The sequence below is a fragment of the Cryobacterium sp. TMS1-13-1 genome, from assembly GCF_004403125.1.
Taxonomy (GTDB): Bacteria; Actinomycetota; Actinomycetes; order Actinomycetales; family Microbacteriaceae; genus Cryobacterium; species Cryobacterium levicorallinum.
In genome coordinates this window covers 82,507-97,109 of record NZ_SOGX01000004.1, presented here as the reverse complement: position 1 = coordinate 97,109, position 14,603 = coordinate 82,507, and the positions used below count along the sequence as shown (strand labels likewise).

Below are 14,603 nucleotides of genomic sequence, written 5' to 3'. Positions count from 1 at the left end.
TCGGGCCGCGATCGACTGTTACTCGGTCAGATCAGGCCGTGGCGCCGGAAGGCATTCCACACACCGTCACCGAGAACTGCGGTAGCGACTTCATCGGCGTGCAGCTTGACGTCGTCGGTGGCGTTGCCCCTGGCGATGCCGACTCCGCAGACCTGCAACATTTCAATGTCATTGGTGCTGTCCCCGATGCCGATCGCGGATTCCGCCTGGATGCCCAGGTGCTCGAGGAGTTGCAGGATCGTGCTGCCCTTGTTCATCCCGCCGAGGGTCCCCTCGCCGCTGCCCGTGCCTATGTGTGGGACGGTGCCGGTGATCACGTGGAAATCCGAGCTGGTCGATGACCGTCCTGCGGCCGTCGATCTCGACGAGCTCGTCCTTGGCGCCGCCACGCTCACGTGGTAGCTGAAGGAGACGAAGTCGACGGTGTTCTCCTTGAGAATCTCGCGGTCCTCGTCGGTGATCACCAAGTCGACGCCCTGGTCGCGCAGGCTGCGCAGGTAGCAGCCCGGGTACTCGCCGCGCACGTGAATGTCGCCGAATGCCCGGTTGGTACGCTCGGTGGTGAGTGAAGCCATGACGTCGTCGGGGCGGGCGACAGCGGATACACCGGCACCCCAGCCCTCGCCCTATCAGCACCCGCTCCTGACCCAGCCCTCGGATGGGTGCCGTCCGGACCGGGTCCGGTTACGCCTCGGGCACGAAGAACGCAGCCGTGGCCGCGCTGAGCGCCTGGGGATCGTCGACGTGGCAGAGTTCCCGCGCTGAGTGCATCGACAACAACGGCACGCCGACGTCGACGACGCGGATGCCGAGCCGGGTCGCGGTCAGCGGTCCGATGGTCGACCCGCAGGGAACCGTGTTGTTGGAGACGAATTCCTGGTACTCGACGCCCGCCTGCGCGCAGGTGCGCGCCCACAGGGCCGCGCCATGGGCATCCGTTGCGTAACGCTGGTTGGCATTGATTTTAAGCAGCGGGCCGCCGCCGAGAATGGGCGCGTTTGCCGGGTCGTGGCGCTCGGGGTAGTTCGGGTGCACGGCATGTCCGGCGTCGGCGGAGAGGCACCAGGACTCGGCGTAGGCCTGCAGCCGCTCCGAAACGGATGCGCCGAGACCGGCGCCGATCCGGGTGAGAATGTCATCGAGCAGCGGCCCGCTCGCGCCGGAGCGGGACTGCGAGCCGAGCTCTTCGTGGTCGAAGGCGGCCAGTACGCTGATCGGGCCGGTGGTGTGCTCGCTCGTCAGGATCAGGGCGCGCAGCCCGGCGTACACCGAGGTGAGGTTGTCGAGGCGCCCGCCGGCGAACAGCTCCTGGCCGAGACCGAACGTCGCGGGCGGCTGGGTGTCGTTGCTGAGAATGTCGTAACCGGCGACATCCGCTGCCCGAAGACCGGCCAGACTGGCCAGATGAGCCAGCAGGTCGGCCTCGGCGGCATCACCGACGCCGAAGACCGGCGTGAGGTGGCGTTGCTTGTCGAGGGTCAGGCCGTTGTTGACCTCACGGTCGAGGTGCACGGCGAGCTGCGGGATACGCAGGAACGGTCCGGTGCGCACCAGATGCTCAACGCCATCGCGGGTGACCAGCCGGCCGGCGAGCTCGAGCTCGCGGTCGAGCCAGGAGTTTTGCAGCGGCCCGCCGTAGACCTCGACGCCGGCCTGCAGCCAGCCGTGTGCGCCGATCGTGGGTTTGGGCTTGAGCTTGAACCCCGGGGAGTCGGTGTGCGCGCCGAGGATGCGGAACGGCGTGGTGGGCCCGGCATTGGCCGGCTGGGACCAGGCGATCACGGCGCCGTCGCGCACGACGTAGCAACGCTCTGCAGCATCGATCCAGTTGCCTGACTCGCTCAGCCGGGTGAAACCGGCCGCGTCGAGGCGCCGGGCCACCTCGGCTGCGGCGTGGTACGACGACGGTGAGGCTTGCAGAAAAGCAGTGAAATCGGTGATGTAGTCGGGCGTTGCATCCATTCCTCCATCCAACCACTCGGGCCGGGCAGCGGATGCCGTGGGCGTGGTCTACCCGGCGACCGGCGCCTCGGATTGCAGGGCCGCTCGGGCGAAAGCCGCGCCGCCAACGGTGACAGCGCTGCGGTCGCCGTGCCAGGCATCGGTCTGCTCGAAAACGCTGAGCCGGTTGAGCAGGCGCCACTTGGTGTCGACGAGGTGCCAGACCGAGTCCGTCGTCGGTTCCTGACCGTCGGACTGCACCCAGCCGAGTGAGCCGAGCGCGCGCGCGAGGGTCACTAGATAGTCCTCGCGTCGGGTGAGGCCGCGGGTCGCGACGAACAGCAGCAGCAGTCGGGTGGCATCGCTCACGGCGGCAGTCCGACTGTGATGAATGGTGCGGGCGAGGTGCCACCACAGTTCGCGCGGATTCCCGGCAAGGGCGCGACCCTTCTTGGTGAGCAGCAGCATCCCCTTGCTGATGCGCAGCAACCCGACATCGCGCAGGTGCCCGCGCAGCTCCTGCAGCGGGCTCAGGTGGACTTCGCGGTTGACGCTGATCGGCCAGCCCCAGTCGAGCGCGGCGGCTGCCTCCACGACGACGGCCGGCGGCAGGTGTCCGGCCTGAGTCAAACGGATGCCGTCGGTGCCGACCCGGTTCAAAATCCACTGCGCTTGCGCGACCATGCGTGCCATGGCCCGTTCCTGCAGCAGGATCGGGTCGCCCACACGGGCCTGGCCGATGAGTCGGCGAAAACCGACGACCGCCTGTTCCGGCAGCCGCGTCTCGATCTCCTGAATCACGTTCACCCACCGAGCCTACTGAGCGATTCCACTCGACGGCGACGGATGCCCCGCGACACGCACGCTGGCCCGCCGTTTGAGAATCTGACGCGCGAGTTTTGCGGCTGCTTGGTCAGCGAATCGTTGTGGTGCTGCCGGATCGACCGGCCCCTATCCGCCGTGGTGGGACTTGACCAGCAGCACAACGCCGAGCCCCAGCCACCACAGCATTCCCAGCGGGATCAGTGCCAGGGAGGCAAGCCAAAGAAACCCGGGGAAGTCGATACGTGCTGCCGTCAGGAATGGACCAGCTATGAGCATCACGAGCCGGAGGCCGGCGACTAATCCCAGGACACATAACCAGATCGGAAGGGCGCGGGAGCGTGCCCCCGCCACACAGATACCCACCGACCAGACACCGAGCGCAATCAGGCTCGCCCCGAGAAAACCATGGGTTCCCAACATCTGAATGGTGAGGTAGGCGGACTCGCCCCATTCGCTCTTGATCGAGTCGATGTAAAATAATGGCCCCACCGAGTCGCGCAAGACCCCGTGCATGAACAAGAACGCGGCCGCAAAAAGTCCGAGCGCGCTCAAACTTCGGCGAGTGATACTGCTGGTACGTGGCGCAAGCACATCGGAGATAGCGAAGCTCGCCACGATATTAGCGAGTGCCATGGTGAATAGTGCGACCGCCGACAAAGCGTAAAACTGCGGATACTGGCGCAGGTAAGCAAGGCTCACTGCGGGGTTGTCGGTGTCATCGAAACCGAGCACCGGCCCCATGATCTCCAGTGCAAACATTGCGATGCCGGCAAGCCCGGCGACGATAAACGCCAGACCACCGGCACGCAGAGCTGTTCGATTGGGGTACCCGGCCGCTGCCTTCGACGGTGCGGTCGTGCTGTTGTCTTCGCTGGGTGCAAGCATGGCACTCCTCCTGGGCAGATTGCGCGCTGGCAAGTGTGCGAGCCGGTCGCGGTCTAGCGATGACAGAACAGTACGCGCACGGACGCCCGACCGGAATGGGCTCTCCCGGCGATTTTCAGTGCGTCGAGCAGCATTCCGCGCCCGCAAACCCGAGGGCGGGCGAGACTGTCGGTGGTATCTGGCACCCTTGAAGGATGACCGACACCCGCGCATCCGCTCTGGCCATTCTGCGCACCCTGGTGGGTCGGGACGACGCCTCCTGGCACGACGGCCAGTACGAGGCGATCGAAACCCTGGTCGACCAGCGCCGCCGCGCACTCGTCGTGCAGCGCACCGGGTGGGGCAAATCGGCCGTGTATTTTGTGGCGACCCTGCTGCTGCGACGCCAGGGCGCCGGCCCGACCATTCTGGTCTCGCCGCTGCTCGCACTGATGCGCGACCAGGTTGCCGCGGCGGCGCGAGCCGGGGTACGAGCGGTGTCGATCAACTCGTCGAACGCGCACGAGTGGGCCGACGTGCTGCGTCAGCTCGATGCCGACGAGGTTGACGTGCTGCTGGTGTCGCCCGAACGGCTGAACAATCCGTCTTTCCGCGATGAGCAGCTGCCCGCTTTGATCGCCCGCGTCGGCCTGCTCGTGGTCGATGAAGCACACTGTATCTCGGACTGGGGCCACGACTTTCGTCCGGACTACCGTCGCCTGCGCGACCTGATCGCCCAGATGCCGACGGGGGTGCCGGTGCTCGCCACTACGGCGACCGCCAACAGCCGGGTCGTGCAGGATGTCGCGGAGCAGGTGGGTATGGTCGCCGCTGGTTTTGGTGCCGGCACTGGCACGGCAGAGGTCGTCACGATTCGCGGCCCGCTCGCCCGTTCTTCGCTGCGCCTCGGCGTGCTGCGCCTGCCCGACTCGCGTGCTCGACTGGCCTGGCTGCTCAGCCACCTCGGCGATCTGCCCGGTAGCGGCATCATCTACACACTCACCGTGGCGGCGGCCGAAGACACCGCCCGGCTGCTGCGTGAGGCCGGCCACGCGGTGCGCGCCTACACCGGGCAAACCGACACGGCTGAGCGCGAAGAGTCCGAAGGGCTGCTCAAGACCAACCAGGTCAAGGCGCTCATCGCCACGAGTGCCCTCGGCATGGGATTCGACAAACCCGACCTCGGTTTCGTGCTTCATCTGGGGGCGCCTTCCTCCCCCGTCGCGTACTACCAGCAGGTGGGACGCGCCGGTCGTGCCACCGCCTCGGCCGACGTGCTGCTGTTGCCCGGCACCGAGGACGAGGCGATCTGGCACTATTTCGCGACCGCTTCGATGCCCAATCAGGCCAAGGCCCTCGCCGTGATCGGCGCGCTCGAAGCCGCCGGTGCACCCCTGTCGACGCCGGCGCTCGAGGCCAGGGTCGACCTTCGGCGAACCCCGCTCGAACTGCTGCTCAAGGTGCTCGACGTCGACGGCGCCGTGCACCGGGTCAAGGGCGGCTGGCAGTCCACCGGGCAGCCCTGGGTCTACGACTCTGAACGCTACGAACGCATCGCCGCCGCGCGGCTGGGCGAACAGCGGGCGATGCTCGAATTCGAGAGCACCACCGGCTGCCGCATGGAATTTCTGCAGCGCGCCCTCGACGACGATACCGCCGTGCCCTGCGGCCGCTGCGACAACTGCCAGGGCTCCTGGTATCCGGTCGACCTGGCCGAGGGAGCAGCCACCACGGCCGCGCAGGCGCTCGACCGGGTGGGCGTCGCGATCGACGTGCGCGCCCAATGGCCCACCGGCATGAGCAGCCTCGGCGTCGCGGCCACCGGCAAGATCCCCCTCACCGAACGCGCCGACCCCGGCCGCGCGCTGGCCCGGCTGACCGACCTCGGCTGGGGCGGCCCCCTGCGAGATCTCTTCGCCACCGGTGCAGCCGATGCTGCAGCCCCGCCGGCCATGCTGGCCGCCTGTGTGCGCGTGCTCGCCGAGTGGGGCTGGGCCGATCGACCGGCGGCTATTGTCTCGATGCCGTCGCGGCAGCATCCGCTTCTGATCGATTCGGTGGCCCGGTCGTTGTCCGAGGTCGGCCAATTGCCCTGGCTGGGTGCCCTGAACTGGGCGAACGGCGGCCCCACCGGTGAACCCGGCGGCAACAGCGCCTACCGGCTGTCCAGCGTTTGGGACCGATTCGCGGTGGGGCCCAATCTCGCCGAGGCGCTCGCACCGTTCGCCGGGCGCCCTATTCTGCTCATCGACGACCTTGCCGACAGCCGCTGGACCGTGACCGTGGCGGCCCGCGTGCTGCGCCAGCACGGCGCCTCGGCCGTGCTGCCCTTCACCCTGGCCCTGCGTTCTTAGCCGCTGGACGTTGCGTCGTGGCCGACAAGTGCTGCTTTCCTAGCCAACCAGCGCTGCCATCGGGCGTAACCGGAATATTCGAGCCCGCCAGCGCCTTGTTACGCTGGGGACGCCGCTACCCGCGGCCTCCGCACATTCTGGGGCAGCACCCGCACGACCCGCGCTCACCCCCCACGAGTTCGTTAGGCGTTTTTCATGAAGCTCAGATTCATTCCGGCCGCTTTGCTTTCCATCGTCGCCCTCACCCTGACCGGCTGCTCGGCCTCCAGCGCCGACAACGCAGCGGACAGCACGACCGGCACCGACGATTCGCTCAGCAGTGTGCTCGACGCCGGCACCCTCGTGATCGGCACCGAGGGAACCTACCGGCCGTTCTCGTTCCACGAAGACGGCTCCGGCGAACTGACCGGTTATGACGTCGAGGTCGCTCGCGCCGTCGCCGCCGAGCTCGGCGTTGATGCCAAGTTCGAAGAAACGCAGTGGGACGCCATCTTCGCCGGCCTCACCGCCGGCCGCTGGGACACCATCGCCAACCAGGTGTCCATCACGCCGGAACGCCTGGACGCCTACGAGTTCTCCACGCCGTATACCTACTCCACCGGCGTCATCGTGGTTCCGTCCGACAACACCTCGATCACCTCGTTCGCGAGCCTCGACGGCAAGACCACCGCGCAGTCGCTGACCAGCAACTGGAACACCCTCGCTACACAGAGTGGCGCCACCGTTGAGGGCGTCGAGGGCTGGGCCCAGTCGGTCGCCCTGGTCGAACAGGGCCGAGTGGATGCCACGGTCAACGACAAGCTGACCTTCCTCGATTACCAGAAGACCAACGGCGCCGACAACCTGAAGATCGCCGCCGAGACCGAGGAGCGCTCGGAGAGCGCGTTCGCCTTCGCCAAAGACGGCACGGCCCTGGCCGACGCCGTGAGCGAAGCGCTCGCCACCCTCAGCGCCGACGGCACGCTGGCCGAGCTTTCGGACAAGTACTTCGGCGCCGACGTCAGCCAGTAAACCGACACGTCGATGATCCAACCTGATTGGGATTTGTTCCTCAGCTCGCTGTGGCCAATGTTCGACGGCGCGGTGCGCGGCACGATTCCGCTCGCCCTGATGTCGTTCGCGATCGGGCTCGTGCTCGCGATTGCACTGGCATTGATGCGGTTGTCGACCCGCCGATGGCTGTCCGGAATCGCACGCGGCTACATCTCGATCGTGCGCGGCACTCCGCTGCTGGTGCAACTGTTTGTGATCTTCTACGGGCTGCCGTCGATCGGCGTGACGATCGATCCGTGGCCGAGCGCTGTGGTCGCCTTCTCGATCAATGTGGGTGGCTACGCGGCCGAGGTCATTCGGGCCGCGATTCTCTCGGTACCCAAGGGCCAGTGGGAAGCGGCCTACATGATCGGCATGTCGCACCGTCGGGCTCTCACCCGCATCATCCTGCCGCAGGCAGCCCGAGTCTCGGTGCCGCCGCTGTCGAACACCTTCATCAGCCTGGTGAAGGACACCTCGCTGGCCTCCACGATTCTGGTCACCGAGCTGTTTCGTGAGGCGCAGCAGATCGCGGCTTTCAGCCAGGAATTCATGCTGATCTACCTCGAAGCAGCATTGATCTACTGGGTCATCTGCCTGGTGCTTTCCACCGGCCAGGGTTTTCTCGAAAAGCGATTGGACCGCTATGTCGCCCGCTGATCTGTCTCCCGGCTTTGCCGCCGGCGAAACGGATGCCGCTCCCCTGCTCCGCGTGCGCGGCCTGCAGAAAAGTTTTGGCAGCAACCGGGTACTGGAATCGGTGGACCTCACCGTGGGCCGTGGCCGGGTACTCGCGCTGATCGGCCCGTCCGGCTCAGGCAAGACCACGATCCTGCGCTGCTTGAACGGGTTGGAACTACCCGACGGCGGCACGATCGACGTCGCCGTCGCCAGCGCGAGTGACCGGGGTCCGGGCGGTTCAGCTGCCGGCCGGGGCGAGCGCTCGGCCGCACCGTTGACCATCGATTTTGCGGCGAAAACCTCACCGAAAGAGTTGGCCAGCCTGCGCGACCGGTCGGCGATGGTCTTCCAGCACTACAACCTGTTCCCGCACAAAACGGTGCTGCAGAACGTGATCGAGGGACCGGTGGTCGTGCAGCGACGCCCGGCCGCCGAGGTGACCGCCGAAGCACTCGCCCTCCTCGATCGGGTCGGCCTGACTGACAAACAAGACAGTTACCCGTTCGAGCTCTCCGGCGGCCAACAACAGCGGGTCGGAATCGTTCGGGCACTCGCCCTGCGGCCGCAGGTGCTGTTGTTCGACGAGCCGACATCCGCTCTCGATCCTGAGCTGGTCGGCGACGTGCTGCGCCTGATCAAGGAACTCGCCGACGAGGGCTGGACCATGGTGATCGTCACCCACGAACTTGAATTCGCCCGAGAGGTCGCCCACGAGATTGCGTTCGTCGACGGCGGAACGATCGTCGAGCACGGCGACCCGAAACAGCTGCTGCGGCACCCGCAACATGAACGCACCCGCCAGTTTCTGCACCGACTGCTCAACCCGTTCTAGGCTGCGGGCACTGAGCCGCCGACCGAGCAGCAGGCACTGAGCAAAGCGCGGCGTCACCGGGGTCCGAACGGCCCGAGCAGCTGCCGCGGCATCCGCTACCCGTACGACCGCGACCGAAACGGGTAGCCGCTACGCCGGTTCGTTACCGCAGGGCGCGGGCGGGCGCTACGGGTGCGGCGTGATGATCACGACGGTGATGCGGTCGAGCCCTGGTCCGTAATGCCAGTAGATGCGACCGGCCGTGGGAGTGCGGTGCTCAATGTAGGAGTCCCAGACGGCCTCGCCCTTCTTGCCCGCGAGCGACACATATTTGTGCGAGCGCAGGGCCGGATCTTCGGGGTTCAGCTGTAGCCGACCGAGCGCGGTTCGCACGCGCTTGAGTCGGCCGACCAGTTGCGGTTTCGCTTCCAGAATGGAGAGTCCGGATGCCGCTTCCCGAGTGAGCAGGAGCGTAAAGCTCATGACCGGGGCTCGGCGGAGGCGTTCTCGTCCTCGAGCGGGTGGTCTTCCTCGGCGTACCGCGTGAAGTCACCGCCCTCACTCGTTTCGTCCTTGGAACTGTGCTCGAGGCCACGCACCAGAGCGGCACGAATGCCCTCGTCATCCCAGACCAGAAGTTCCCGCCGGGGAATGGACACGAGCGGCGTCAGAAGAATTTCACCCTCGGCATTCACCGCAACGGCATACCGATCATCACGGTGCACGCCGGCCTTGCCAAAAGCCATTCTGGAGCGCTCATCGGCGCTCACTTCGCCCATCGGAACGAAATCCGACTTCAGGTCCACCATGTCGTCACCCAATCATCTGGTGGCATTGACTCGCGAGGGTGAAACACCCTGGCAGAACATTGCCCGTCTGAAAAATGAGATTACCCCAGATTTACATGTGGGTAAACCCCTAGTCAGGACTTTCAGAAGATGTATACTCTGCACCCACAGAGTTCTCTCAGGGTTGGTGACGGTGAATTCAGGCGCTGGTCGCAGACAGATCGCACCGTGAAATCCCACCGCACACAGAAAGATCAGTCCGGCCGGTAGGGCGATCGGACTGATCTAGACAGCATTAATATACAACGCCGAGGGCACCTGCTCAAGCACCAAAACACCTAGTGCGTGACTGTTCCGCCGGGAAAAATCACCGAGCCGAGGACACCACGGTCTGCAGATCACTCGAGCGCAGCGACCGGGATTCCCGCTTGGCGCGCGGCTCCGAACGGAGCGGCGTTTCGGCCCGCTCCAGCAGATAGCGCGTGACCGTGTGCCAGTCCGGAAACTTCGGTGTCAGAAACTTGATCAGCTCCCCCTCGAACCGGTCAGCGCCGACGGCCATGCCATCGTCGACCAGAAAGTCTCCGCGATTCAAATGCTTGTGGTGCGAGAGGATCAGCCGTTTGTAGGCCGGACCGGTCGCATCCGCTCCTAAATGTTCCTGTACCCACTCCAGCTTGTGCTGCCAGGCACTCGCGTTGCCCCACGGCGCCATCGACAAAATATAGGTGTCAAAGGATTTCGCCAGGGTACGAAAGGCCTCTATCGCGCCGCTGATCGGTTCCATCCGGGCGAAAACGCCCGGCACCTCATCGAGTCTTTTTTCGTAGCGGCTGTATTCCGCGTTGGTCAGGCGGTCGATTCCCGATTGCACGTTGACGAGTGTGTTGTCGAGGTCGATATAGAGGATCTTTTTCATTCGGGCTCCCTAATGCGGCTCGCATCATTGCGGCAACGCTCCGATGGTGACAGGGCCACCCCAGATCGGCAATACCTGAAGACAACCCCGAACGATTGGCACGCCCAGCGGCGCCGGTCACCCCGTGGCGTCACCGCCCTCAATTTCGCTAGAGCCCCGATCGGTCACCACGATGCGAAGAGTTGCGGGGATCTGCTCCTTCATGGAATCGACGTGACTGATCAGCCCGATGGTGCGGCCCCCGGCACGCAGGGAATCGAGCGTACTCATGGCCGTCTCGAGGGTTTCACCGTCGAGGGAGCCGAAGCCCTCATCGACGAAGAGGGTGTCGAGGGTGACGCCGCCGGCCTGCCCGGTCACGACCTCGGCGAGCCCGAGAGCGAGGGCCAGAGAGGCGAGAAATGTCTCACCGCCCGACAGTGAGTGCGTTGGACGGGCCCGTCCGGTGTATTCGTCGCGGATGGCGAGCCCCAGGCCCGACCGTGCCCCGCCGAAAGCCAGGGAGTCATCGTGTTCAAGGGTGTAGCGGCCGCTCGTCATGGTGCGCAGCCGAATGTTGGCGGCCGCCACGATCTCCTCGAGCTGCGCGGCCAGCACGTAATTCTCCAGTCGCATGCGTTTGGTGTTGGGTTCGTCGCCGTGCACGACGTCGGCCAGCTGACGCACCTGCTGCTGCATCTCGTGCAGCTGAGCGGATGCCGCGAACAGCGCTCCAACCCGGCGCACGATCGCCGAGAGGGTCCCGGTGCGATCGACCAGCGAACTCTGCCAGGTCAACGCGGCATCACGGGCCGTGCTCGCAGCGGCAGCGGCGGCCGCGGCCGGTAATACGTCGACGGGCTCGGTGGGTAGATCGGCGAGGTCGGGCTGGGCCAGGGTCGCGCGGGCTGCCGCCAGCCCGTCGTCATGCACCCGCAGAGCTCTCGTGCGTCGCTCAATCTCGGGCTGGTCGAGCCGCGCGGCGAGCGCTGCTGCTTCATCGGTAAAGGCTTCCTCAGCCAATTGCGCGGCGAGGCGGCTCTGCGCGGAGTCTTCGGCTGCGCCGCACTCATCGACCACACTCAGTGCGGTGGCGAGGGTGCGGGCCTGGGTCAGTTCGTCGTGCAGGTGAGTGGCCTGGCCGCGCACACTGTCGAACTCGCCGCGTTGCGCGGCGATCCGGCCGAAAATGGCCTCCCTCTGGCTGACCTTGAACGCATGAGCGGTGCTGGCCTGATCGCGTTGGCCGCGTAGTTGGTCGACGCTCGTGGCCGCCCGGGTCATCGTGGATTGCAGCTGAGCGAGCCGGGCTTGCAAATCGGGCAGAGTCGCGGTGGCCCGATCGGCCAGCCGGTGCGCCGCGGTTGCTGCGTCGTGCTCGGCAGTGATCGTGGCCGCGTCGCGGCCGCTGGTGAGGGCGCGGGCTTCAGCCAGACGGAGATCGACCGATTGCACCACGTTCTGGGCCACGAGGAGCTGACCCTGCCGGTCGGTGACCGTGCTGCGCGCGGTGTTCAGATCGTGCGTGGTGACCGGATCATCGTGGCCGAGGGCTGGCTGGGGGTGTGCCGTTGACCCGCACACCGCGCAGGCGTCCCCGGTGACCAGCCGGGTGGCGAGCTCAGCGGCGAATCCCGAGAAGCGACGAGCGAGCACGCTCTCGTAGTGCGCGGCCGCGTCGGCGTTGTCGCCGCTCGCGGTCAACTCGGCCTGCTGCGCGGTGAGCAGGACGCTACCGAGCCGCGTGACAGTCCGCGCGGCCGCCAGGGTAAGGGTGGCGCGGTCGAGGGCAATCATCGTGTCGGGCTGACGAGCAGCCGCGAGCTGTGCCGCGGAGTGCTCAGCGGTGATTGCCTCGATTTGTTCGGGCAAAGCATCGGCCTGGGCACGGGCAGCATCGAGCGCGCGAGTGCCTTCCCGCTGTTCGATCAGTAGCTCGGCGATCTCGTTGTCGAGCTCGGGAAGGGCGAGCTCGTCGGCGAGGGCATCTTCGAGCGCACCGAGGCGGCCGAGCAGCCCGTCAATGACCAGCTGAAGCTGCTCGAGCGTTTCCGGGGATGCCACATCCGATCGAGAACGACCTGCAGCACCAGCACCAGCATCAGCACCAGCACCCGAAGTCTCGGCCGGGCGATCGCCCGCGCGCTGCGCCTGTGCGGCGGCCAGGGCGCTCTCGGCCGCCGCGAGTGCACTGGCGGCCTCCTGGCGCGCCCGAACCTGCGGCCAGACTCGGGCCGCACGCGCGGCGATTTGCAGATCGGAGCGCTCCCGCACGATGTCGTCCTGCCGGGAGTCGAGTGCGGCCAGAGCACTGGCGGCAACGGATCGACGCAGCTGACGCTGCTCGGTCTGCAGCAGGGACTGGTGCCGGTCGGTCGCGGCGGTCAGTTCGGCCATGGTGCGCGCCTGCTCAATGGTCGCAGCATCAAGTTGCCCGGCGAGGTCGTGTTGGGCGGCGGCAAACCACCCCGCGGTTGGTGCGGCGAGCGGCCCCTCGTCGCGGAGCAGCTGCGCGGCAGCGGTCTGATCTTGTTCGAGGTCGCGCTGGCTCGTCGCCAGCTGCTCATCCAATCCCTTGCGGCGCAGAATCAGCGCGGCCTCGAGCTGTTCGAAGCGGCCGGTGTTGAACAGGGTGCGCAGGACAGCGCGGCGCTCCTCGGTCTTGGCGAGCAGGAATCGTTGGAATCGATTCTGCGCGAGCAGGATCACCTGCAGAAACTGGTCGACCTTCAGCGGCAGAATGGTGTCAAGCTCGTGCCCGACGGCACCGGGCTTGGCTGCTATGCCGCGCCAGCCGCCACTATCGGAACCGTCGGCGTCGTCCAGAACCTGCAGCACGGCGGTCGGCGCGGCCGTGGTGACCCCGGCTTGGTTCTTCTTTGGCCGTTCGTACGCCGGGCTGCGGCGCAGCCGATATCGGGACTGGTTGACGCTGAAGTCGAGTTCGACGAAGGTCGGGTCGCCGGCCTCGCAGTGGTCGCTGCGCAGCTTGAGTTCGCTGCCATCGAAGCGCGGCACTTGGTTGTAGAGGGCGAAACAAATGGCGTCGAGAATGCTCGACTTGCCGGCCCCGGTCTTGCCGGAGATCAGAAAGATGCCGTCACTGTCGAAGCGCTCGAAGTTCACGAGCTGCTCGTCTTTATACGGGCCGAACCCGGCGAGCCGCAACCGCAGTATCTTCACGAGTTCACCGCCCGGGTGGACTGCTCGGTGAGCAGGTCGGCGACGAGCGCACTCTCAAATTCGGTCGGTCCGACGCCGTTGCGCACGAAGGAGAGGAAGCCGGCCACGATCTCGGGGTCACTCGTCGCCGCGCGAATGCGCTCGGCGTAGCTGTTATCGCCGGGGTCGACCCGAATCGCCGGGCGATGCTCGAGCGCCACCGCGTGTGCAAACCGAGCTTGCAGCGCACGCATGGCGTCGAGCGGGCGCACCTGATCAGTGAGGATGACCTTCACCCAGTCGCCCTCGTTGTCGGCGTAGCTGGAATTTTCGAGCAGATCGGCGAGCTCGCCGGTGAGCACGGCCAGTCGGCGCGGCACCGGCAGGTCGACCCACTCGACCCGCCCGAGGCCGGAGGCATCGAGTTCGACCAGCCAGGCTCCCCGCGGTTTGCCCACCTCGGAGAAGGAATAGTGCAGTGGCGCCCCGGAATAGCGCACGCGGTCGGTGAGGGTGGCCCGGCCGTGGATGTGCCCCAACGCGACGTAGTCACAGCCATCGAAGACGCTCAGCGGAACGACGTCGAGGCCGCCGGCGGTGATGTCGCGCTCCACATCGCTCGCCGTCGTGGCCGGGGTCACTCCGGCGGCGAAACAGTGCGAGAGCACCACGCTGCGCCCACCGCCCGCAGTGAAGCGGCGCAGTGACCGGTCGGCCCGAATCTGCGTCATGGCGAAATCCAGGACCTGCTCGTGCGTTTTCAGCAGCTCGCCGGGGTGCAGGTGTCGAATGAGTACGGGCTCCAGAAACGGAATGCCGTAGAAGTGCACCGGCCCGTGCTCATCATTGATGGTGATCGGTTCGAGGTACTGCTCGGGCCGGGTGACCACGTGAATGCCCGCCAGCGCCGCCCACTCCGCCTGAAACCCGAGCCGGGTGGCCGAATCGTGGTTTCCGCTGGTCATGACGACGGATGCCCCGGCCTCCTTCAGACGCCGCAAGACGCGTGTCAGTAGCGCGTAGCTCTCTTTCGAGGGCATGGCGGAATCAAACACGTCGCCCGCCACGACGACCACGTCGACGCCTCGCTCGCGCACCACCGCAACGACGGCGTCGAGCACGACCGCCAGGTGTTCGAGGGTCGAATGGGTGTGGAAGGTGCGCCCGATGTGCCAGTCCGAGGTGTGCAGAATCTTCATAACATTCACGTTACCGTCGGCTACCGACACGGCCGACCGACAGCATCC

13 protein-coding genes are annotated in these 14,603 nt (G+C 66.4%); 4 read left to right on the top strand and 9 right to left on the bottom strand.

The window, feature by feature from the left end; all coding sequences use genetic code 11:
• Positions 1-26: 26 nt before the first annotated feature.
• The 4 genes from E3T31_RS18600 to E3T31_RS02235 form a co-directional block, all read right to left on the bottom strand.
• Positions 27-575, bottom strand: a complete 549-nt coding sequence (locus E3T31_RS18600; protein WP_134467292.1) for a family 1 glycosylhydrolase — start codon at positions 573-575, stop codon at positions 27-29.
• A gap of 109 nt (positions 576-684) precedes the next feature.
• The gene (locus E3T31_RS02245; RefSeq protein WP_134467291.1) at positions 685-1,962 is read right to left on the bottom strand and encodes a M18 family aminopeptidase; all 1,278 of its coding nucleotides are present in this window, start codon (positions 1,960-1,962) and stop codon (positions 685-687) included.
• Between the two features lie 48 nt (positions 1,963-2,010).
• Positions 2,011-2,748 (bottom strand): hypothetical protein, encoded by a 738-nt coding sequence (locus E3T31_RS02240; RefSeq protein WP_134467290.1) that lies wholly within the window; start codon positions 2,746-2,748, stop codon positions 2,011-2,013.
• A 144-nt stretch (positions 2,749-2,892) separates the two neighbouring features.
• Entirely contained in the window at positions 2,893-3,651 is a 759-nt protein-coding gene (locus E3T31_RS02235; RefSeq protein WP_134467289.1) for a hypothetical protein, read from the bottom strand.
• 194 nt (positions 3,652-3,845) lie between these two features.
• Here E3T31_RS02235 and E3T31_RS02230 point away from each other — a divergent pair, with 194 nt between their 5' ends.
• The 4 genes from E3T31_RS02230 to E3T31_RS02215 all read left to right on the top strand — a co-directional run bounded on the left by E3T31_RS02230 (position 3,846) and on the right by E3T31_RS02215 (position 8,529).
• Positions 3,846-5,984 carry a RecQ family ATP-dependent DNA helicase gene (locus E3T31_RS02230; RefSeq protein ID WP_134467288.1) on the top strand — a complete coding sequence of 713 codons (2,139 nt, stop codon included), beginning with the start codon at positions 3,846-3,848 and terminating at the stop codon, positions 5,982-5,984.
• Positions 5,985-6,179: 195 nt separating this feature from the next.
• Complete coding sequence (locus tag E3T31_RS02225; RefSeq protein WP_134467287.1) at positions 6,180-6,995, top strand: amino acid ABC transporter substrate-binding protein; 816 nt, start codon at positions 6,180-6,182, stop codon at positions 6,993-6,995.
• 12 nt (positions 6,996-7,007) lie between these two features.
• Positions 7,008-7,676, top strand: coding sequence for an amino acid ABC transporter permease (locus E3T31_RS02220; protein ID WP_134467286.1), 669 nt, complete (start codon positions 7,008-7,010; stop codon positions 7,674-7,676).
• Entirely contained in the window at positions 7,663-8,529 is an 867-nt protein-coding gene (locus tag E3T31_RS02215) for an amino acid ABC transporter ATP-binding protein (protein ID WP_134467285.1), read from the top strand. Before E3T31_RS02220 ends, E3T31_RS02215 begins: the two co-directional genes overlap by 14 nt.
• Positions 8,530-8,694: 165 nt before the next feature.
• Here the strand turns inward: E3T31_RS02215 and E3T31_RS02210 are convergent, their stop codons facing one another.
• The 5 genes from E3T31_RS02210 to E3T31_RS02190 all read right to left on the bottom strand — a co-directional run bounded on the left by E3T31_RS02210 (position 8,695) and on the right by E3T31_RS02190 (position 14,555).
• Positions 8,695-8,991, bottom strand: a complete 297-nt coding sequence (locus E3T31_RS02210) for a hypothetical protein (RefSeq protein WP_092451240.1) — start codon at positions 8,989-8,991, stop codon at positions 8,695-8,697.
• Positions 8,988-9,317, bottom strand: coding sequence for a hypothetical protein (locus E3T31_RS02205; protein ID WP_134467284.1), 330 nt, complete (start codon positions 9,315-9,317; stop codon positions 8,988-8,990). The genes E3T31_RS02210 and E3T31_RS02205 overlap by 4 nt, the downstream gene beginning before the upstream one ends.
• 346 nt (positions 9,318-9,663) lie before the next feature.
• Entirely contained in the window at positions 9,664-10,215 is a 552-nt protein-coding gene (locus tag E3T31_RS02200; RefSeq protein ID WP_134467283.1) for a hypothetical protein, read from the bottom strand.
• Between the two features lie 117 nt (positions 10,216-10,332).
• Positions 10,333-13,377 carry an AAA family ATPase gene (locus E3T31_RS02195; RefSeq protein WP_134467282.1) on the bottom strand — a complete coding sequence of 1,015 codons (3,045 nt, stop codon included), beginning with the start codon at positions 13,375-13,377 and terminating at the stop codon, positions 10,333-10,335.
• Positions 13,374-14,555 carry an exonuclease SbcCD subunit D gene (locus tag E3T31_RS02190; RefSeq protein ID WP_134467281.1) on the bottom strand — a complete coding sequence of 394 codons (1,182 nt, stop codon included), beginning with the start codon at positions 14,553-14,555 and terminating at the stop codon, positions 13,374-13,376. Before E3T31_RS02190 ends, E3T31_RS02195 begins: the two co-directional genes overlap by 4 nt.
• Positions 14,556-14,603 lie beyond the last annotated feature (48 nt).